The organism is Sinosporangium siamense (genome assembly GCF_016863435.1).
Classification (GTDB): domain Bacteria; phylum Actinomycetota; class Actinomycetes; order Streptosporangiales; family Streptosporangiaceae; genus Sinosporangium; species Sinosporangium siamense.
Window position 1 is genome coordinate 224,131 of sequence record NZ_BOOW01000006.1, and the last position, 18,415, is coordinate 242,545.

Genomic DNA, 18,415 nt, shown 5'->3' on the forward strand with positions numbered 1-18,415 from the left:
CCTGGGTTGCCAAGGGCCCGGGTCTGGCCCAAGCACCACCTCGGCGGGCCGCCTCCACGGCGGCCCGCCGAGTTTTGCTTTCGGGCAGGCTGTGATCCCGCGTCGGGAGGGGGCCTCGTCAGGCGTCGCGGCGTGTGATGGCGGCGGCGGCCAGTAGGATGAGGATCACGACATACCCCAAGAGCGCGGCGCCGGCCCCGGCCGCCCCGAAGGCGCCGGAGTCGGGGACGCCGGCCAGTTGCCGGGTCAGCGAGGTGATCGTGAGGGAGCCCGTCCAGTCGTTCCAGGGGGCGGGGAGGAAACGCTCGATCATGGCCGGGCCCGGCATGACGGCGACCACCGAGATGAGTGCTCCCGCCGTAGAACGCAGGAGTGTGGCGAGGCACAACCCCGTCACCGCTGCGACCGCCGCGCCGACGCCGGTGGCCAGCACCTCGGGCAGGGCCGCCGGGTCGGAGAGGGAGGCGCCGATCGGCCGCGCCCCCACCACGGCCTGCGCCGTGAAGTACGCGGCGAACGCCAGCACCTGACCCGCGACAGCGGCCACGGCGGCCACCACGGCGGCCTTGGCCACGATGAGCATCCACGGGCGCCGGATCCTGATCAAACTCAGCCTGATCATGCCGCTTTGGAACTCGCCGGAGACGGCCAGCACCCCCAGCACGCCGAAGAGCACGAAGACGACGTCCGCGCTGGTGCTGAGCCCCGTGCCGACGGGGGCGCCGCCGGGACCGTTGAGGTCGTAGTAACGCGAGATCGAGAACGCGGACAAGCCGGTGAGGACCACGGCCGAGAGCAGCGAGGCCATGACGTAGTAGGTGGACCGGAGCGAACGCAGCTTGAGCCACTCCGACGCGACGACGTCGATCATTGTGTGATCTCTATGAAGGCTTCTTCAAGCGACGCGTGACGCGGCGCGAGCTCGTGTACGGCGCAGCCGTTCGCGTAGGCGAGATCACCGATGGCGGACGCGGAGAGGCCGGTCACCAGCAGCTCTCCCTCGGCCGGGCGCACGGTCGCCCCCGCTGCTTGGAGCACCTGGGTCAGCCGGTCGGCGTGGGGTGACCGTACGAGAACGTCGCTCCGAAAGCGGGCCAGCAGCTCCGCCACCGTGGTGTCCTCGATCAGCCGCCCGCGCTCGATGATGACGAGCCGGTCGGCGGTGAGCGACATCTCGGTCATCAGATGACTCGACAGCAGGACGGTCCGCCCCTCGGCCGCCAGCGATCTCAGCAACTTCCTGAGCCAGCGGATGCCGTCTGGATCGAGACCGTTGACCGGCTCGTCCAGGATGATCACCCCGGGATCGCCGAGGAGCACCGCCGCGATGCCGAGGCGCTGGCGCATCCCGTGGGAGAACCCCGAGATGCGTTTGCGTGCCGCACCGGCCAGGCCGACCTGCTCCAGGACCTGGGCGACCCTGCGGCGCTCGATCCCGCCCGCATATGCCAGTGCGTGCAGGTGATCGAACGCGCTGCGCCCGCCCTGCACCTCGGCGGCGTCGAGCATGGCGCCGACCTCACGCATGGGGTTCCGCAGGTCGCGCTTAAGCACGCCGTTGATCAGCGCCTTGCCCGAGGTGGGCTTGTGCAGGCCCAGGATCATGCGCATGGTCGTGGACTTGCCGGCGCCGTTGTGCCCCAGGAAACCCGTGACCTGGCCGGGGTTGACGTCGAACGTCAGCTCCGAGACCGCTCGCGTGGAGCCGTATGCCTTCGTCAGCTCGATGACCTGGATCATTGTCCCACCCGGTGGATCAGTTCGCCCTGGCAGCGTGTGCCCTCCGGGGGCAGCACACCCGTGGTCAGATAGGTGTGGACGTGCTTTCGCAGGCAGGTGTTGCCCGCCCACGCCGCGTGGCCGTCGCCGTGCCGCAGGACCCGCGCGGAGGGGATCTGCTCGGCGACGTGCCACTGCCCGAGGTGGTTGGTGTTGTTGTCGAGATCCCCGATCGCGAAGAGGATCGGCGGCAGGTTCCGCGCGGGCAGCGGGTGCGGCGCCCAGGACGCGCCCCCGCTGCGCCCCCAGCAACGCCCGAGCTCGTAGCGTCCCTCGATCCAGCCGAACCTCGGCGCGAGCCGGCGCAGCCGGGCCTCGATGCCGTGGAACTCCGCATACGTCGGCGGCTTCGGCATGAAGTCGTTGCACAGGGAGTCCAGGCTCACGGTCGGACTGCCCGGGTCCGGCGCGAGCGCGGTGAGGAAGTCCGCGGCGTCGCCGTCGAGGGCCTTCCTGATGGCGGCGGCGAACTGCGGCCACAATGCGGGGTTGATACCGCGGAGTGCGCCAGCGAAAAGTTGTCCCTCGTGCACCGTTCTGCCCGGCGACGCCGGCAGCGGCGCGCGGCGTACCCGTGCGACCAGCTCGTCCCACGCCCGGCCCGCGTCCCTGCCGTGCAAGGCGCAGTCCGTGCGGCTCGCGCACCAATCGCGGAAGCGGGTGAGGTGGCGTTCCTGCACCAGAGCATAGTTGCGCAGCCAGCGCTCGAAGTCCTGCTGGGTGTGATCGGCGGTCCCGTCGAAATACAGCCGGCCCACCCGCTGCGGGAACAGCTCCAGATATGCCTGGCCGTAGACGGTCCCGTAGGAGTTGCCCGCGTACACCAGCTTCTCCTGGCCGAGCGCGGCACGCAGCGCGTCGATGTCATGTGCCACATTCCATGCGGTCATGCCCCGCCATGCCGACTTGGCGGTCTTGCGGCAGCTCTCCTGGTGGAGCGCGTTCTGGGTGGCGTGGGCATCCCAGTCCTGCTTCGTGCGCGCGGTCACCAATCCGTAGATGGAGGCCCCCGGCTCCTGGCAGCTCACCGTCTTGCCACTCCGCGGCTCGGACAGTCCACGCGGATCAAGGGCGATGACGTCGAACCGCGTCCGCAGTTCCTTGAGCAACACCGGCATGTCCGGCGAGCGGTCGGCGTCGTCGGACGGCCTGAGCATCGCCGTGCTGGTGGCCGGGCCGCCGAAGTTGACGATCAGCGGCCCCAGGCTCTTGCCCGTCGCGGGCAGTTTGGCCACGTGCACCGAGGTCTTCGGCCCCGCCGGATCGGCCCAGTCCACCGGAACGACCAGCTCGGCGCAGCGCAACCCGTTACCGCATTCCTTCCAGGCCAGGTGCGGCGTCCGCGCCGAAGCCAGCGCGATGCCGCCGAGCGACACGGCGAGGCAGGCGGCGAGGCACAGCGCGATGGTTGTGCGTCGATTCATGCGGGTCACGATGCTGGACGGCGTGGGGTGCGCACATCGGAGACAGATCCGCTCTTATCCCTCGGACCAGGGTCGTACGGCGCCGCCGTACACAACCGGGGTAGGACCCTGGTCCGACGGCTCACGCTCCGATCCGCCCGCGGCCGTCGCTCGGTAACGTCGGAACGTGAACCTGCTCGCCCGGCGCCTATCACACGGCCTGCTGATCCTCGCTGACACCGGCGTCGCGGCACTGCTCGTGCTGCTGTCCACGGCAGGCAGGCAGGGCCTGCCGATGATCGTCGTGCCGGCGCTGGTCTGCGTGCTTCCCGTGGCGGTGCGGCGGATCTGGCCGCTCTCCGCGTACGGCGGTGCACTCGTGGCCACTGTGCTCACCCCGGTGCTGGAGACCAACAGCCTGACGATGAGCGTGGTGGTGGCCCTGACCATATACACGGTGTCGGCCAGCCGGCCGGTCAGGCAATCGGCGACCGCCTTGGCGGCGGGCCTGCTTGTCGTCTGCGGCGCCAATCTGGCCTGGCTGACGGGGATTCGCCAGGTGAACGGCTGGCCGGACCCCCTGTTCGTCGTCGGGACGGCGGGCCTGGTCATGGCGGCCGGCTGGAGCCTCGGCACGGTGGCGCGCACCCGCCGCGAGTTCGCCGCACGTGAGGACACACGCCGGGCCGAGCAGGCGCTGATCGACGAACGCCTGCGGATCGCACGCGAACTGCACGATGTCGTCGCCCACACGATGAGCGCGATCACCGTGAAGGCCGGGGTGGCGGCCAAGGTCCTGGACAAACACCCCGAGGAAGGGCGCAAGGCGCTGCGGGACATCGAAGAACTCGGCCGCGGCTCGCTCGTGGAGATGCGCCGGATGCTCGGCACCCTGCGCGCCCCCGGCACCACACCCGAGAACGCGCCGCTCCCCGGCATCGCCGACCTGCCGTCCCTGGCGGCCCGAGCGGCGGAGGCCGGCGTGCGGGTCGAGCTCTCGGTGAGCGGAGACGTGCCCGAACCCATGGGACTGTCCGTCTATCGCATCGTCCAGGAGGCGATCACCAACGTCGTCAGGCACGCCGCCCCAGCCCGGTGCCGTGTCGGTGTGTCGGTCGCCGACGGGACGTTGAGCATCTCCGTCGTCGACGACGGACCGGGACGGAGGGTCCTCCCGGACGAGACAGGCGGGCACGGCCTCACCGGCATGCGGGAACGGGTCATGCTGTACGGTGGCGCCTTCGAAGCCGGCCCCCGGCCGGAGGGCGGGTTCGGCGTCTTCGCGTCCTGGGAGATCTCGTGATTCGAGTGCTCGTCGCCGACGACCAGGCGCTTTTGCGGGGTAGCTTCCGGCTGCTGATCGACTCGGAGGACGACCTCGTCGTGGTCGGCGAGGCGGCGGACGGCCGACAGGCGGTGGCCCTCACGCGGACCAAGTCACCCGACGTGGTGCTCATGGACGTCCGGATGCCGGAGATGGACGGCATCACCGCGACCAGGGAGATCGCGGGGGAGACCCGGGTGCTCATCCTGACCACCTTCGACCTCGACGAATACGTCTACTCCGCGCTGCGCGCCGGGGCCAGCGGATTCCTGCTCAAGGACACGCCCCCCGACGATCTCCTGAAGGCGATCCGGGTGGTCGCCTCGGGCGAGACCCTGCTCGCCCCGAAGGTCACCACACGATTGATCGCGGAGTTCGTGCGCCGACCGGCCCGGCAGGACTTCCAGGGTCTCGACAACCTCACGGACCGCGAACGCGAAGTGCTCACCCTCATCGCCCACGGCCTGTCCAACGCCGAACTCGGCACCCGCCTCCATTTGAGCCCCGGCACCGTGAAAACCCACATCGGCCGCCTGCTCGCCAAACTCCAGGCTCGTGACCGCGCCCAGCTCGTCATCGCCGCTTACGAGGCGGGTTTGGTCACACCGCGTTAGTCCCTGTGCCGGATGGTTTGTGCGTGGTCTGTGGTACGAGCCCGCGTCGGGCTGGTCTTGAGGTCCGGGTGCTGTTTCGGGTGGGCTTTGAGGTGGTTCGGGGGGGAGGAAAGCCGGGAATTCCCGCTGGTCACCCAGGGTGCCTATTTCACTCCTAGGTAGATTTTATTGCGCTTTATCGGGCGAGGTGTGGGTCCTGGTGGGGCGGTCGGATTCGCCGGTGGGTACGGCGAAGCCGGGGTGTGGGCGTGATCATGGTTTGCGGGGCGAGGGGGACGGAAAAATCACACTAAAGGCGTAATGGCTTGTGTTTGACGTTGCATGACTGAAGGATGTCGATTTCAAAGTCATCTGGAGGGTCAATGCGGCGGGGAGTGAAAGCGGGGCTTGGCACCGCGATGGCGGTCGCGGTCGCGGGGGCGATGGCGGCGGGCACCATTGCGGTCACACAGCCGTCCACCGCCACCCAGGCGGCGGTCACCAGCGAGCCGGACTCCGCCGAGCCGGGCTCCGCAGGCTCGGGCGAGGCGGCGGGCTCGGGTAAGTCACGTGACTACCTGGTGTTTCACTCCCGTGGCGGCCACGCCGCGACCGTGAAGGCCGTGCAGACCCATGGGGGGACCGTCGTCACCTCCGACGCCAAGCTGGACTATTTGGTCGCCCGCTCCTCCGCGAACCCCAATACCTTCGCCGAGCGGGTCGGACGTGAGCCCGCCGTGGTCGGCGTCACGGTCGACAAGGCGATCGGCCATGCGTCCGCCGCATCCGGTCGTGCGGGCGGTGCCGTACAGCCCGCCGCCCAGACCGAGGCCGCAGAGACCGAGGCGACGCGGGGCGGCGCGCAAAAGGGGGAGCCGCTGGCGAAGCGGCAGTGGAACATGGACATGATCGGTGCCACCGCCGACAAGTCGTACAAGACCGCGCCGGGCAGTCACCGTGTCCTCGTCGGTGTCATCGATACCGGGATCGACGGCAAGCACCCCGACATCGCCCCCAACTTCAACCGCGAGCTGAGCCGTAACTTCGTCACCGACCGTCCCGTCGACTCCAGCGGCCAGGAGCTCGACGGCCCCTGTGAGCACACGGGTTGCAAGGACCCGGCCGACGTGGACGACGACGGCCACGGCACCCACGTCGCCAGCATCATCGCCTCGCCCCGCAACGGCGTCGGCGTGGCCGGGGTCGCCCCCAATGTGGACCTCGTGAATCTGCGCGCGGGGCAGGACTCGGGGTTCTTCTTCCTCAAGCCCAGCCTCGACGCGCTCACCTACGCCGGCGACATCGGCGTCGACGTGGTGAACATGAGCTACTACATCGACCCGTGGTTGTTCAACTGCGTCTCCAACCCCAAGGACTCCAAGGCCGAACAGCTTGAGCAGCGCGCCATCGTGACCGGCATGCAGCGGGCCGTGGACTACGCGCGGTCGCGCGGTGTCACGATGATCGCAGCGCTCGGCAACGGCTCCACCGACCTCGGCAAGATCCGTGAGGACACCGCGAGCCCCGACTACCCGCAGGGTGCGGAACGCTCCCGCAAGGTCGACAACTCCTGCCTCAATGTGCCCGCCGAGTCCAAGGGGGTCATCTCGGTCTCCGGGCTCGGGCCCTCGGGTGACAAGGCGCTCTACTCCGACTACGGGATCGAGCAGACCGACCTGTCGGCCCCGGGTGGCGACTCCGACACCGACAAGGGGCCGCTCAAGGGCGAGCGCCGCATGATCCTCGCCGCCGCCCCCGAGCGCGCTCTGCGTGCGGCGAAGCTCATCGACGCCAACGGCAAGCCGAAGACCTCGTCGGTCGTGCGCGAGTGCACAGGCGGCAAGTGCTCCTACTACCAATACCTCCAGGGCACCTCCATGGCCGCGCCCCACGCCACGGGGGTGGCCGCGATCCTGATCGATCGTTTCGGCAGCCGCAGCGGCGACAAGGACATCAGCCTGTCGCCCGCGCGGACCGAGAGCCTGCTCAACGCGACCGCGAGCCCGCGCCCCTGCCCCTCGCCCCGCGCCTACGTCTACAAGCTCGGCGCCACCAAGGAGACCCACCGCTGCGAGGGCACGAAGGGTAAGAACGGCTTCTACGGCAAAGGCATCGTGAGCGCCTCCCGCGCGGCGACCTTCAACGGCCCCTGACCGGTCGGAACAAGCCTCCGGCCAGGCTCCTGAGCGGCCGGAACAGGCTCTCGCCAGGTTCCTGAGCGGTCGGGACGGGCCGCCGGTGAGGCTCCTGAGCGGCCGGAAAAGGTCCCCGGCCGGCAACCGGAACAGGCCGTCGGCCAGGCTCCTGACCGGTGGCCTAAGCAGGCCCTGACATGTGCGCCCGGCGGGGCTATCGTCGGGCGCATGGGCTACCGCATCCTCGCCGAGGTGGCGATGGTCATGCACTTCCTGTTCCTGGCCTTCCTCACCGTCGGCGGATTTGTCGCCTGGCGCTGGCCGAAGGCCATCTGGGCTCACTTCGCGGTCGTCTCCTGGGGCGTGTTGTCCATCGTGACGGGCATGGAGTGCCCCCTCAGCGTGGTCGAGGACTGGGGGAGACGGGCCGGGGGACAGGCTGGCCTGCCCCCGAGCGGGTTCATCGACCACTACATCGAAGGGGTGATCTATCCCGAGCGCTACACCAACCTTGTGCGAGTGGCGGTGGGCGCGGTGATCGTGGTTTCATGGGCGGGCTTGGTGATGCGCCGCCGTGCTCGCACCCGCCGTGAGCAGGAGGCCAGTGCCTCCTGAGACCAGCGCTACGGCAGTGTCAGTAGGGCAGTGGCGCTATTCCAGGGTCGCGCTGCGCTGGTATTAAGGCGTCCTTCACCGAGATTTCATGGCCAAGTGTGGCCATCGTCCACGACCAAGTGGTCTGTACCAATTAAGGTGGGACCGTGACTCGTCGTGCGAAGATCGTCTGTACCCTTGGCCCAGCAACGTCGTCCCCCGAGCGGCTCCGGGAGCTCATCTCGGCCGGCATGGACGTGGCCCGTTTCAACCTCAGCCATGGCAGCCACGAGCTGCACCTTGAGGTCTACGAGCGCGTGAGGGAGGCGGCGGCCGAACTCGGCCGTGGTGTAGGCGTCCTAGCCGACCTGCAGGGTCCCAAGATCCGCGTCGGCAAGTTCGCCGACGGTCCCGTGCGACTCGCCTTCGGTGACGTGTTCAGCGTCACCACCGAAGAGGTCCCCGGCGACCGCGAGCAGGTGTCCACCACCTACAAGGGTCTCTCCAAGGACGTGCACCCCGGTGACACGATCCTCGTCGACGACGGCCGCGTCGTGCTGGAGGTCACCCGCGTCGACGGGCCCCGCGTCACCACCCGCGTCGTCATCGGCGGCATGATCTCCGACAACAAGGGGCTCAACCTCCCCGGCGTCAACGTCACCGCCCCCGCCCTCACCGACAAGGACGAGGCCGACCTGCGGTGGGCGCTGCGCACCGGGTTCGACATGATCGCGCTGTCCTTCGTGCGCCGGCCCTCCGACGCCGACGTGGTGCGCAACATCATGGAGCAGGAGGCCGTGCGCCTCCCGCTGCTGGCGAAGATCGAGAAGCCGCAGGCGGTCGACCGCCTCCCCGAGATCGTCGAGGCGTTCGACGGCATCATGGTGGCCCGCGGCGACCTCGGCGTCGAGCTTCCCCTCGAAGAGGTGCCGATCGTCCAGAAGCGGGCCATCGAGCTCTGCCATGAGAAGGCGCGTCCCGTCATCGTCGCCACCCAGATGCTCGACTCGATGATGAGCGCCCCGCGGCCCACCCGCGCCGAGGCCTCCGACGTCGCCAACGCCGTCATCGACGGCGCCGACGCGGTCATGCTGTCCGGTGAGACCTCGGTCGGCAACTATCCGATCGAGTCCGTCGCCACCATGGACCGCATCGCCTGCGCCGCCGAGCGCGCCTCCCTCATCGCGTCCCACACCCTCGACCGCATGCCCGAGACGACGGGCGGCGCCATCGCCCGCGCCGCCGCAGAGGTGGGCGCGATCGTCGGGGCCAAGGCCCTGGTCGCCTTCACCATGTCCGGCGAGACCGCGCGCCGCCTGGCCCGCTACCGTTCGTCCATACCGCTCCTCGCCTTCACCTCCGCTCCCCATGTGCGCGGCCAGCTCTCCCTCACCTGGGGCGTCGAGACCTTCAAGGTGCCCTTCGTGCACCACACCGACGACATGGTGCGCCAGGTCGAGTCGGCCCTGCTGTCCATCGGCCGCTGCGAGAAGGGCGACAAGATCGTCATTGTCGCCGGCTCACCTCCCGGCAGCCCCGGCTCCACCAACGCCCTCCGCGTCCACACCATCGGCTCAGCGGTCTCCCACCCCAACTAGCCGACCTCAACCAAACGGCCACCACCCGATCGGGTGGTGGCCGTAGCGTTGTCGCCATGGGTGTCATCGGGATCCGCGAGTTCAAGCGTCATACGGCGCGTGTCGTCGCCAGGGTGCGTGCGGGGGAGACCGTCCAGGTCACCGACCGCGGCACACTCGTCTTTACGCTCGTGCCCCATCCGCAGCCGACTGGACTGCGGGCCACACTTACTGCTGAAGGCGTGTTAAAGCCCGCCACCGCACCGGGCCGGTTGCCGGACCCGGTGGAGATCGAGGGCATTGCCCCAGACGTGAGTCTTACGGAGGAAATAATCGCGTCCCGGGACGAGGAACGCTGGTGATCTATCTTGATCCGTGCGCGATGATCAAGCTGCTCCATCCGGAGCCTGAAGCGCGCGCACTGCGGCAAGCTCCTTGGTGAGTTGCTGGCGTTCGTCACTTATGACAAGCGGTTGGCGGATGCGGCCTCTGAGCTGGGCCTCAACGTGTGCACACCTGCTTGACCGTAGTACGGCACAGCCCGGCCAGGCTGTGCCGTACCCGCACGACCAGCCGGTCGCCATATCCTCCGCCTCTGCGAGATCAGAGAAACGCTCCGAGCGCCGACCTTGTTATGCGCGCCGCTCGCCCTTAGGCGCCGGCACGGCGGGAGCTGTTCGCGACCGCGCCGGCGCATGTCAACGGCTGGGCTGTGCCGTACGCCGGTCAGAACTCGTCGTAGGCGAAAGGTGCGAGTGGGGTGTGGAGGGCGGTGTCCAGGTGGGTGGCGGCTCCCGGGGTGTGTTCCACGACGAGGCCGGCGCGGACGAGGGTCGTGACCGGGGTGTCGCCGAGGTAGGCGGCGGCGAGGTCGGCGACTTCGAATGACAGGTTGGCGGGGGCGTCCGTGCGGCGGCAGGCCGTGCCGGTGTCGTCCGCGGACAGGTGCCAGCGGCCGTGGTTGGCCGGGAGGCGCTCGTCGGTGACGTCGAGGACGAGGTCCACGGGGGCGGCCCAGGTGCGGCCCGTCAGGGCGGCGGGCACGTCGTTGAGGCGCAGCCACAGGGCGGGCCAGCGCTTCTTGACGTTGACGGTGTCCTTGTCGGCCACGAGCAGCGGCAGCAGGTCGTCGACGGGCCGGGCCAGGCTGCCGACGCGCCACGTGAGGCCGATCGAGGCGAGATAGCGCCAGAGCGCCGCCTCCACCGTGGCCGAGCCGGCTTCGAGCTCCACGACGTAGACGAGGCCGGGGGTGTTCGCCGAGTCGTTCTCCTGCTTGGTGCGGTAGACCGCGTAGCCGGAGTCCCCCGCCACGACGACACGAGGCGCGGTGAGATCGTCGTCGAAGGGCAGCACGTCGCTGAGGACCGCCCTGGTCCACCACTCCTCGTCCCGGGCGAACTGCCCCGCCCTGCGGGCCCTGGCCTCCTCGTAGAGCGGCGTGAGCACCTTCACGGCCTCGCCGGCCGGTACGAGGCGCAGGGGCACGTCGGCCGGCTCGGCGCGCAGCTTCAGCGGCTGGTCGCTGTCGAGGTCGACGTGGAGCGCGTGGGTGGCCACCCCGAAGCCGTGGCGGCCGTAGATCTTGGCCTCCGAGGCGTACAGCGTCGCCAGCGGGGCGGGCACCTCAGCCCACATGTAGTCGAGCATCGCGGCGAGGATGCCGCGCCGCGTATGGGTGGGAAGCACGCAGACGAACGTCACCCCGAGGCAGGGCAACGTGCCGCCGGGCACCGACACCTCCTGCGGCACCGCGGCCAGGAATCCGACCAGGCGTCCCTCGTCGTAGGCGCCTATTCGGTGGGCGCGGCGCAGGAGCCACTCGACCTTCTCCCGATCGTCGTCTTCCGTGCGCTCGTGGAAGGCGATGTCGTTGAGCTCAAAGATCTGGTCGAAGTCGGAATCAGGCACGAAGCGCACATTGAACATGAAAATCGACGTTAGTCAGGCATGGAGGGCTGTGACCACTGGTTTTTCCCCATGGCCTGCACAAACGTTCAAGACGCTCCTCACCTGGTCCGGCTAGAAAGGAGTCGATCGGCTGAGAGGGAAGGGTGCACATGACCGGCGTTGTGGGATTCATCGGGCTTGGTGTGATGGGGCAGCCGATGGCGATGAACCTCGCCCGTGCGGGTGTGCCGCTGGTGGTCTGGAACCGCACCGCGTCCCGCTGCGCGCCGGTGGTGGAGCTCGGCGCCCGGCTCGCCGGCGGCCCCGCCGAGGTGTTCGAGCGCTGCGGCACGGTGATGGTGATGCCCGCCGACGAGCGGGCGACCGACGCCGTGCTCGGGCGAGGCACGCCGGGCTTCGCGGCCAGGGTGCGCGGACGCACGGTGGTGCAGATGGGCACGGTCGCCGCGTCCTATTCGCAGGCGGTCGCGACCGAGACGGCCGTCGCCGGCGGCGCGTATGTCGAGGCCCCGGTGTCCGGTTCGCGGGGGCCCGCCGAGAGCGGCAACCTGGTCGCGATGGTGGCCGGCGCCGAGGCCGACGTCGAGCGGGTGCGTCCGCTGCTCGCCCCCATGTGCGCCGAGGTGTTCGCCTGCGGCCCCGTGCCCTCGGCCATGATCACGAAGTTCGCGGTGAACGTGTTCCTGATCACCATGGTGACCGGGCTCGCCGAGGCCTTCCACTTCGCCGAGGAACACGGCGTCGACTTCGCACGGCTACGGCGAATCCTCGACGCCGGCCCCATGTCCTCACGGGTCTCACGGGCCAAGGCCGGCAAACTCGCCGACGCCGACTACTCGGTGCAGGCGGCGATCGCCGACGTGCTGAAGAACAACCGCCTGACCACGGACGCCGCCCGCACCCGAGGCGCCGCCACACCCCTCCTGGACGCCTGCCACGAGCTGTACGGCGAAGCCTGCGACCTTGGCCACGCCCGCCTGGACATGGCCGCGGTGATCCACGCCCTGCGCGCCCGCGCCCACCCCGCCTGACCTGCTGCTCCAAGCGGGCCACGACGCCGGACACCGCCGCCCGTGTACAAAAGGATCAAGCGTCCGCGAAAGGGGAACGATGAGCACACCCACCCACCCAGTGGTAATCGTCACCGGCGGCAGCCGAGGCATCGGGCGCAGCATCGTCGAACGGCTCGGCCACGACGGCTTCGCCGTACTCTTCACCCACTCGGCGTCGGACGAGGACGCCGCGCAGGTCGAGAAGGACTGCCGCGCCCGGGGCCACCACGTGTGGGGAGTGCGGCTCGACGTCACCGAGGACGACGCGCCGCAGCGGCTGTTCGACCTGGCCGAGACCCACGGAGTGGTCACCGCGCTGGTGAACAACGCCGGCGTCACCGGCACCCTCGGCCCCTTCACGGGGCTCGGCGACGACGAGCTGCGGCGCGTCGTGGACGTCAACCTGACGGCGCCGATCCGCCTGTGCCGCGAGGCCGTCGGCCGCTGGACACGCGAGCCCTCGGCGGGGCGGCGCGACATCGTGAACATCTCCTCGCGCGCCGCCCGCACGGGATCACCTAACGAATATGTCGCCTACGCGGCGACGAAAGCGGCGATCGACATCCTCACCAAGGGTCTCGCGCAAGAGTTCGGCCCGGCGGGCATCCACGTGAACGCCGTATCCCCCGGCCTCACCGACACCACCATCCACGCCCGCGCCGGCGAGCCGGGCCGTGCGCAGCGCATCGCTTCCTCCGCACCCCTGCGCCGCCCCGGCGCCCCGGCCGAGATCGCCGCCGCCGTCTCCTGGCTTTTGTCGCCCGAGGCGTCTTACGTCACCGGCGCGGTCCTCGATGTGACCGGCGGCCTGTGACCTGTACGGCTGCAGCCGAGGTGGCGGAAGGCCGGGCAGTGTGGGATCGTCCCGCCATCGCACCGACCCCCGGCCTGCGCCAGCTACTTCGTCGCCGAGCTCTACCACCTCCTGGGTGTCCGAGCAGATCTCCAAGGAACAGGCCGACCGGCTGGTGGACCTCACTTTCGGCGGCATGCTCATGGCGGACACGCCTGCCTGAAGAACACGGGGGTGAGGTGAGGCCGGCCGGCGAAGACGCGCCCCGGCCGGGATCGTGGCCGCTGTGTCGTGGCTCTTGTCAACGGAGGGGTCTCGTGTCACCGGCGCGGTCCTTGACGTGACCGGCGGTCTGTGAGCTGTACGTCTGCAGGCGAGGTGGCGGAGACATGGGGGTGGGTGAGGCCGGTTGGCGAAGTCGCACGCCGGCCGGGATCGTGGCCGCTGTGTCGTGGCATTTGTCGCCCGAGGGGCCTTTTGTCGCCGGGACGGTCCTCGACGTCGTCACGTGTACGGCGGCGGCCCAGGTGGCGGGCGTGAGGCCGTAGGCGTGTTTGAACATGCGGGTGAGGTGGGCCTGGTCGGCGAAGCCGGCGGCGGTCGCGGCGGCGGCCGGGGGGTTGCCGCCGAGCAGGAGTGCGCGGGCCAGGTCGAGGCGGCGCATGGTGCGGAAGCGTGTCGGGCTTGTGCCGTACGCCGCGCGGAACTGGCGGGCGATCGTCCAGCGGTCGAGTCCCGAGGCGGCTTCCAGGTCGCCGGCCCGGTGACGGGTGGTCGGGTCGTCGAGCAGGAGGCTCCGTATGCGGCGCATGGCCTCCATGTCCAGGCCGATGGGACGGCCGCGGGCGGGGGAGGCGTGGGCGCGCAGGCTGTCGGCGATCGCGGTGGTCACCTCGACGGCCTCAAGCTCGTCCAGCGGTTCGCCGATGTCGGCGAGGAAGCCGCCGAGGACCCGGGGCATCCCGGTGGCGGGGATCACGGGGTCGGCGACGAAAGGGAGCGGCAGGCCGCCGAGGGCGTCTTGGACCAGCGCGGGGTCGAGGTAGAAGATGCGATAGCCGAAGCCGTCGCCCGTGCCCGCGGCGCCGTCGTGGAGTTCGTCGGGGTGCAGGATGTGCCACTGTCCGGGCAGGCAGTGGCGCTGCTCACCGCGATAGCGGAAGGTCTGCACGCCGGACAGGGTGACGCCCACGGCGTAGGTGTCGTGCCGGTGTGGTGCGAACGCCTGTCCGACGAGCTCGGCCTCAAGCCTCTGGATGCCGGCGGCCCCACCCCCGAGCCGGAACCGGCACCCCCGCCCGCCCGCTCCGGGTGCGGCGAAGCCGCCGGGGCCGGGACGGGGATCGGCGCGCACGCCGACGGGGTGTCCGGCGGCTCCGTCGCTCCGGTCCGGGGAGCGATGGAGGAAGCCGGAAGGCTCTGGGCGGTGGATTGGCTTGGTGGTGACTCCCGTAGTCGATCAGATGTGCCGGCGCGCGGGTGCGGCGCCGAGGCCGGGTGTCGTCAAGTTTCTCATGTGGTGGGCGGCCGGTGATCGCGCTCTCGCCGGACCCGCGGACCACGCCGAGCCCGTTCTTTCTCGACAAAGCTCGCAATGTGGATGTACCGGTCTTGACGCGGTGATTACTGTGAGGAAGGCCGCTCGGGGTGCTAGGAGGTCGATTCCATGGTTCGTGAGGTTGTCGTCATCGGTGCCGGGATTGTTGGAGTCTCGCTCGCCCGGGAACTCGCCGGGCTCGCAGGCATACGGGTGACGGTGCTGGAGCGTGACCCGGGCGAGCCGCGAGGTTCGACCACCTATGCACCGGGATTCGTGGGCCTCTACAACGACGCCCCGATCCTCACCGAGCTGGCCCGCGCGTCGGCGAACGTCTACGAGAAGGCGGACACGGGCTTCACCCGCGCCGGTGGCCTGGAACTCGCCACCTCGGCCGCGGGAGCGGCGGAGGTGGAACGGCGGGCCGAGGCCGCACGAGCCGCAGGACTCCCCGCGGCGCTGCTGGCGCCGGGCGAGCTGCCCGGGCCGGTGACGGGCTTCGTGGACACGGAGCAGGTCGTGGCGGCTGCGCATTACCCTGACGACGGCGCGGCCGTCCCGCCGCTTCTGACCGCGGTGCTGCGCGCCGAGGCGGCGGCTCTCGGGGCACGGTTCGTCTCCGGGCAGGCCGTCACCGGCATCGAGCGCGGTTCCGGCACGACCTATGTCACCACGGACTCCGGCGAACGCTTCGCCGCGGACGACGTGGTGCTCACCGGCGGTGTCTGGGGGCCGTCCCTGGCCGGGCTGACCGGGCTGGACCTGCCGCTGTTCCCCGTCGCCCACCCCTATGCATACTCGGCTGCCGGAGCGCGGCTGAGCGCCGGGCCGTTCGTCCGCTGGCCCGAGCACCACGTCTACGCCCGTGTCCACGACGACCGCCTCGGCATCGGCTCCTACGATCACCCGCCGGTCCTCGTCGGGCAGGCGACGCTCGCGGAGGGGGCGAGTCTCGCCTGGGCCGAGGATTTCGCCCCGGTCATCACCTCCGCCCAGCGGCTTCTGCGGGCCGACGCCAGGTTTGAGCCGGAGCAGCTGGTCAACGGTGTGTTCGCGATGACCCCCGACAACCTGCCCTTCCTTGGCCCGCACCCCACCCTGCCCGGGGTCTGGATCGCGCAGGCGATCTGGGTCACCCACGCAGCCGGCGCGGCCTCCCGGCTGGCCGGCGCTCTGGCACACGACGCAGCTCCGCCCCCGGAGCTGGCCGTGGACCGCTTCGACGCTCACCACCACGACGATCTCCGTACCGCGGCCCTGCGCCTTTACCGGGATATCTACGCCAACGACGCCGTCTGAGCGATTAGGTGTACGGCGGAGGCCCAGGGACCCGTGGCCCCCGCCGGGCGATCACCGTGCGTTGCCGACGACGAGCCGCCTTTCCAGCTCGACGATCGGGACCGCGGGAGCGTCGTAGTTGCCGAGGATCACCGCAACCCAGTCCAGACCCGGAAAGACGTCCAGATTGTTGCCCGCCCCCGGACCGCCCCCCGAGTGGCCGACGACGTGGCGGCCGTTCACGATGGCGTCGCTGAACCCGTAGCCGTAGAACATGTGCTGCCGCGTGATGGCCGGCTGCTCGGTCGGCGGCACGGCCGTCTTGCCGCCGGTGATCAGCTCGGCGTAGGCGGAGCCGAGCAGCTTGCCGTTCCTGAGGGCGTGGGCGAAGGCGAGCAGGTCTCCGGCGGTGGCGTAGGCACCGCGATACGGCAGCCCGACGAAGGGGAAAACGGGACTGGTGGTGAAGTCGAACCGTTCGCCCGAAGGCCGTGACGCATATGGGCGGGCGATGTCCCGGTCGGCGATCACCTGGGGCTTGGTGGAGAAGTCCGCGTGGGTCATCCCGGCCGGCTTGAAGATGTGCTCACGGACATAGTCGTAGTAGGACTGCCCGGACACCGTCGCCACGATCTCCCCGAGCAGGAAGTAGCCGTCGTTGCTATAGCGATATTGCGTTCCCGGAGTGAACTGGGGCGGCAGACCGCGGATGGTCTTGGCCGTGCCGTCCCACACCTTCTGCACCGTGTCCCACTCCGGCCTGGTCGGCGGTTCCGACCCCATCGGCGGCCTGCCGACGCCGGCGGTGTGGGTCAGCAGCTGGTGGACGGTGACGTTCTGGCCGATCTCCGGGGAGAAGCCCTGGAGGTAGGTGCCGAGCTTCTCATGGAACCCGATCTTGCCTCGCTCCGCGAGCTGGGCCACCGCCACCGCGGTGAAGGTCTTGGTCACCGACGCGAGATCGAAGCGTGTTTGCAGCCGGTTGGGAATCGAATCGGCCTTGTTCGCCATGCCGTACGCCCGCCGGAACACCGGCCTGCCCCGGTAGGCCAGCACCACGACCCCTGAGAACAGGTCCTTGGCGGCCCGATCCGCGAGAAACCGATCGAACTCTCCGCCGGGCCGCAGCTCACCGGGGGCCGGGCGGGAGGCCGAGGCCTCCGCCCGCGTGGGCCGGCCGGCCGCCACCAGGCCCGCGGCGACCGGGGCGGCGCCCAGCAGGCCGAGCATGGAGCGCCGGGAGGCGCGCGGGGGCGATGATTCGCGGGTCATGAGATGTCTCCTTGTGGGGCGGCGCTCTGGTCTCACCCGGCCCGCCCTATGCCGGGTCATGCCCGGCCATGCAACACGGCGGCGTGTTTCCCCACTGTTGTGCCGCCCGCCCCACATGATCGGCACGGATGTGCCGCGGATCACACGGGGAAGCGCCCCGGCTGCGCCGTACGGCTCGGAAGTGGCTCTTCGCCGCGGAAGTGAAGCGTGAAATGAGATAAGCACAGATCAAAACAGGGGCCGAACCGTGGGTTCGACCCCTGTGCGCACTGGTGCCCCGGGTGGGACTCGAACCCACACTGTACGGGTTTTGAATCCGCTCCCTCATGCCAATTGGGGTACCGGGGCCCGTGGTGGACATGCTCGCCCGTCAGGACGGCACGCACAAGACTGGATGGGGCAGCCGCTCGGCTATCCGCACCAGCATGGTCCCAATGTAGCGGACATCTGTACCCTCTTGCTCGTGAGTACGCAGCGGCGAGTGGTGATCGCGGAAGACGAGGCGCTGATACGCCTCGACCTCAAGGAGATGCTTGAGGAGGAGGATTATGCGGTCGTCGGGGAGGCGGGGGACGGTGAGACGGCAGTCAGACTCGCGTTCGAGCTTCTCCCCGACCTGGTGATCCTGGATGTGAAGATGCCTGTGCTCGACGGCATCTCCGCCGCTGAGCGCATCGTGTCCGATCGGATCGCGCCCTGTCTGATCCTGACCGCGTTCTCCCAGCGGGATCTGGTGGAGCGGGCTCGGGACGCGGGGGCGATGGCCTATCTGGTCAAACCGTTCACCAAGGGTGATCTCGTTCCGGCGATCGAGATGGCGGTCAGCCGCCACGAGGAGATTATGGCGCTGGAGAAGGAGGTCACGACTCTCTCCGAGCGCCTGGAGACGCGCAAGCTCGTCGAGCGGGCCAAGGGGCTGCTCATGGTTCAGCACGGCTGGAGCGAGCCTCAGGCGTTCCGCTGGATCCAGAAGGCGTCCATGGACCGCCGCATGAGCATGCGTCAGGTCGCGCAGATCGTCGTGGGCGAGGCCCAGGCACCACCCTCCGGCAACGGCACGGCCGCCGGAGACGCGACGTCCGGCGAGAGCGGTCCCACGGCGGGCGCCGCGGGCTGACCGGGCCTGAGAGTCCGAGTGAGAGGTACGGCGGAGCCGGACGGCCGGGT

17 protein-coding genes and 1 tRNA gene are annotated in these 18,415 nt (G+C 69.8%); 11 read left to right on the forward strand and 7 right to left on the reverse strand.

All coding sequences use genetic code 11. The features are described 5' to 3' along the window. Positions 1-118 precede the first annotated feature (118 nt). The 3 genes from Ssi02_RS02960 to Ssi02_RS02970 are packed head-to-tail and all read right to left on the reverse strand — an operon-like array spanning position 119 to position 3,203. Positions 119-871 (reverse strand): hypothetical protein, encoded by a 753-nt coding sequence (locus tag Ssi02_RS02960; RefSeq protein ID WP_204020751.1) that lies wholly within the window; start codon positions 869-871, stop codon positions 119-121. Then, the gene (locus tag Ssi02_RS02965; RefSeq protein ID WP_204020752.1) at positions 868-1,740 is read right to left on the reverse strand and encodes an ABC transporter ATP-binding protein; all 873 of its coding nucleotides are present in this window, start codon (positions 1,738-1,740) and stop codon (positions 868-870) included. The genes Ssi02_RS02960 and Ssi02_RS02965 overlap by 4 nt, the downstream gene beginning before the upstream one ends. After that, positions 1,737-3,203 (reverse strand): alpha/beta fold hydrolase, encoded by a 1,467-nt coding sequence (locus Ssi02_RS02970; RefSeq protein ID WP_204020753.1) that lies wholly within the window; start codon positions 3,201-3,203, stop codon positions 1,737-1,739. The genes Ssi02_RS02965 and Ssi02_RS02970 overlap by 4 nt, the downstream gene beginning before the upstream one ends. Before the next feature lie 166 nt (positions 3,204-3,369). Here Ssi02_RS02970 and Ssi02_RS02975 point away from each other — a divergent pair, with 166 nt between their 5' ends. From Ssi02_RS02975 to Ssi02_RS03000, 6 genes are all read left to right on the forward strand, one after another. Then, positions 3,370-4,485 (forward strand): sensor histidine kinase, encoded by a 1,116-nt coding sequence (locus Ssi02_RS02975; RefSeq protein ID WP_204020754.1) that lies wholly within the window; start codon positions 3,370-3,372, stop codon positions 4,483-4,485. Continuing rightward, the gene (locus tag Ssi02_RS02980; protein WP_204020755.1) at positions 4,482-5,120 is read left to right on the forward strand and encodes a response regulator; all 639 of its coding nucleotides are present in this window, start codon (positions 4,482-4,484) and stop codon (positions 5,118-5,120) included. The genes Ssi02_RS02975 and Ssi02_RS02980 overlap by 4 nt, the downstream gene beginning before the upstream one ends. A gap of 362 nt (positions 5,121-5,482) precedes the next feature. Next, entirely contained in the window at positions 5,483-7,252 is a 1,770-nt protein-coding gene (locus tag Ssi02_RS02985) for a S8 family peptidase (RefSeq protein ID WP_239128555.1), read from the forward strand. A gap of 210 nt (positions 7,253-7,462) precedes the next feature. Next, positions 7,463-7,849, forward strand: coding sequence for a DUF2784 domain-containing protein (locus Ssi02_RS02990; protein ID WP_204020756.1), 387 nt, complete (start codon positions 7,463-7,465; stop codon positions 7,847-7,849). Between the two features lie 146 nt (positions 7,850-7,995). Next, entirely contained in the window at positions 7,996-9,426 is a 1,431-nt protein-coding gene (gene pyk / locus Ssi02_RS02995; protein ID WP_204020758.1) for a pyruvate kinase, read from the forward strand. A gap of 56 nt (positions 9,427-9,482) precedes the next feature. Continuing rightward, positions 9,483-9,767 (forward strand): type II toxin-antitoxin system Phd/YefM family antitoxin, encoded by a 285-nt coding sequence (locus tag Ssi02_RS03000; RefSeq protein WP_204020760.1) that lies wholly within the window; start codon positions 9,483-9,485, stop codon positions 9,765-9,767. Positions 9,768-10,131: 364 nt separating this feature from the next. On the opposite strand, the gene Ssi02_RS03005 is transcribed toward Ssi02_RS03000, so the two are convergent. After that, positions 10,132-11,334 carry a GNAT family N-acetyltransferase gene (locus tag Ssi02_RS03005; protein WP_275410574.1) on the reverse strand — a complete coding sequence of 401 codons (1,203 nt, stop codon included), beginning with the start codon at positions 11,332-11,334 and terminating at the stop codon, positions 10,132-10,134. Positions 11,335-11,465: 131 nt separating this feature from the next. Between Ssi02_RS03005 and Ssi02_RS03010 the strand changes: the two genes are divergently transcribed. From Ssi02_RS03010 to Ssi02_RS03020, 3 genes are all read left to right on the forward strand, one after another. After that, entirely contained in the window at positions 11,466-12,347 is an 882-nt protein-coding gene (locus tag Ssi02_RS03010; RefSeq protein WP_204020764.1) for an NAD(P)-dependent oxidoreductase, read from the forward strand. A gap of 79 nt (positions 12,348-12,426) precedes the next feature. Further along, positions 12,427-13,182 carry an SDR family NAD(P)-dependent oxidoreductase gene (locus tag Ssi02_RS03015; protein ID WP_204020766.1) on the forward strand — a complete coding sequence of 252 codons (756 nt, stop codon included), beginning with the start codon at positions 12,427-12,429 and terminating at the stop codon, positions 13,180-13,182. Between the two features lie 40 nt (positions 13,183-13,222). Beyond that, on the forward strand, positions 13,223-13,384 hold the full coding sequence (locus Ssi02_RS03020; RefSeq protein ID WP_204020768.1) for a hypothetical protein: 162 nt from the start codon (positions 13,223-13,225) through the stop codon (positions 13,382-13,384). Positions 13,385-13,462: 78 nt separating this feature from the next. On the opposite strand, the gene Ssi02_RS03025 is transcribed toward Ssi02_RS03020, so the two are convergent. Continuing rightward, the gene (locus Ssi02_RS03025) at positions 13,463-14,515 is read right to left on the reverse strand and encodes an AraC family transcriptional regulator (RefSeq protein WP_204020770.1); all 1,053 of its coding nucleotides are present in this window, start codon (positions 14,513-14,515) and stop codon (positions 13,463-13,465) included. A gap of 312 nt (positions 14,516-14,827) precedes the next feature. Between Ssi02_RS03025 and Ssi02_RS03030 the strand changes: the two genes are divergently transcribed. Further along, the gene (locus Ssi02_RS03030) at positions 14,828-15,997 is read left to right on the forward strand and encodes an NAD(P)/FAD-dependent oxidoreductase (RefSeq protein WP_204020772.1); all 1,170 of its coding nucleotides are present in this window, start codon (positions 14,828-14,830) and stop codon (positions 15,995-15,997) included. A gap of 51 nt (positions 15,998-16,048) precedes the next feature. Here the strand turns inward: Ssi02_RS03030 and Ssi02_RS03035 are convergent, their stop codons facing one another. Together Ssi02_RS03035 and Ssi02_RS03040 are read right to left on the reverse strand one after the other, a co-directional pair. Further along, positions 16,049-17,248, reverse strand: a complete 1,200-nt coding sequence (locus Ssi02_RS03035) for a serine hydrolase domain-containing protein (protein ID WP_204020774.1) — start codon at positions 17,246-17,248, stop codon at positions 16,049-16,051. 270 nt (positions 17,249-17,518) lie between these two features. Then, positions 17,519-17,596: transfer RNA gene (locus tag Ssi02_RS03040), tRNA-Leu, on the reverse strand. A 133-nt stretch (positions 17,597-17,729) separates the two neighbouring features. Here Ssi02_RS03040 and Ssi02_RS03045 point away from each other — a divergent pair. Then, positions 17,730-18,365 carry an ANTAR domain-containing response regulator gene (locus Ssi02_RS03045; protein WP_239128556.1) on the forward strand — a complete coding sequence of 212 codons (636 nt, stop codon included), beginning with the start codon at positions 17,730-17,732 and terminating at the stop codon, positions 18,363-18,365. The last annotated feature ends 50 nt before the right edge of the window (positions 18,366-18,415 follow it).

Coding starts and splice junctions, on each gene's coding strand:
- Ssi02_RS02960 (WP_204020751.1), bottom strand. CDS start 871: ATGATCGACGTCGTCGCGTCGGAGTGGCTCAAGCTGCGTTCGCTCCGG.
- Ssi02_RS02965 (WP_204020752.1), bottom strand. CDS start 1,740: ATGATCCAGGTCATCGAGCTGACGAAGGCATACGGCTCCACGCGAGCG.
- Ssi02_RS02970 (WP_204020753.1), bottom strand. CDS start 3,203: ATGAATCGACGCACAACCATCGCGCTGTGCCTCGCCGCCTGCCTCGCC.
- Ssi02_RS02985 (WP_239128555.1), top strand. CDS start 5,483: ATGCGGCGGGGAGTGAAAGCGGGGCTTGGCACCGCGATGGCGGTCGCG.
- Ssi02_RS02990 (WP_204020756.1), top strand. CDS start 7,463: ATGGGCTACCGCATCCTCGCCGAGGTGGCGATGGTCATGCACTTCCTG.
- Ssi02_RS03000 (WP_204020760.1), top strand. CDS start 9,483: ATGGGTGTCATCGGGATCCGCGAGTTCAAGCGTCATACGGCGCGTGTC.
- Ssi02_RS03005 (WP_275410574.1), bottom strand. CDS start 11,334: ATGTTCAATGTGCGCTTCGTGCCTGATTCCGACTTCGACCAGATCTTT.
- Ssi02_RS03010 (WP_204020764.1), top strand. CDS start 11,466: ATGACCGGCGTTGTGGGATTCATCGGGCTTGGTGTGATGGGGCAGCCG.
- Ssi02_RS03015 (WP_204020766.1), top strand. CDS start 12,427: ATGAGCACACCCACCCACCCAGTGGTAATCGTCACCGGCGGCAGCCGA.
- Ssi02_RS03030 (WP_204020772.1), top strand. CDS start 14,828: ATGGTTCGTGAGGTTGTCGTCATCGGTGCCGGGATTGTTGGAGTCTCG.
- Ssi02_RS03035 (WP_204020774.1), bottom strand. CDS start 17,248: ATGACCCGCGAATCATCGCCCCCGCGCGCCTCCCGGCGCTCCATGCTC.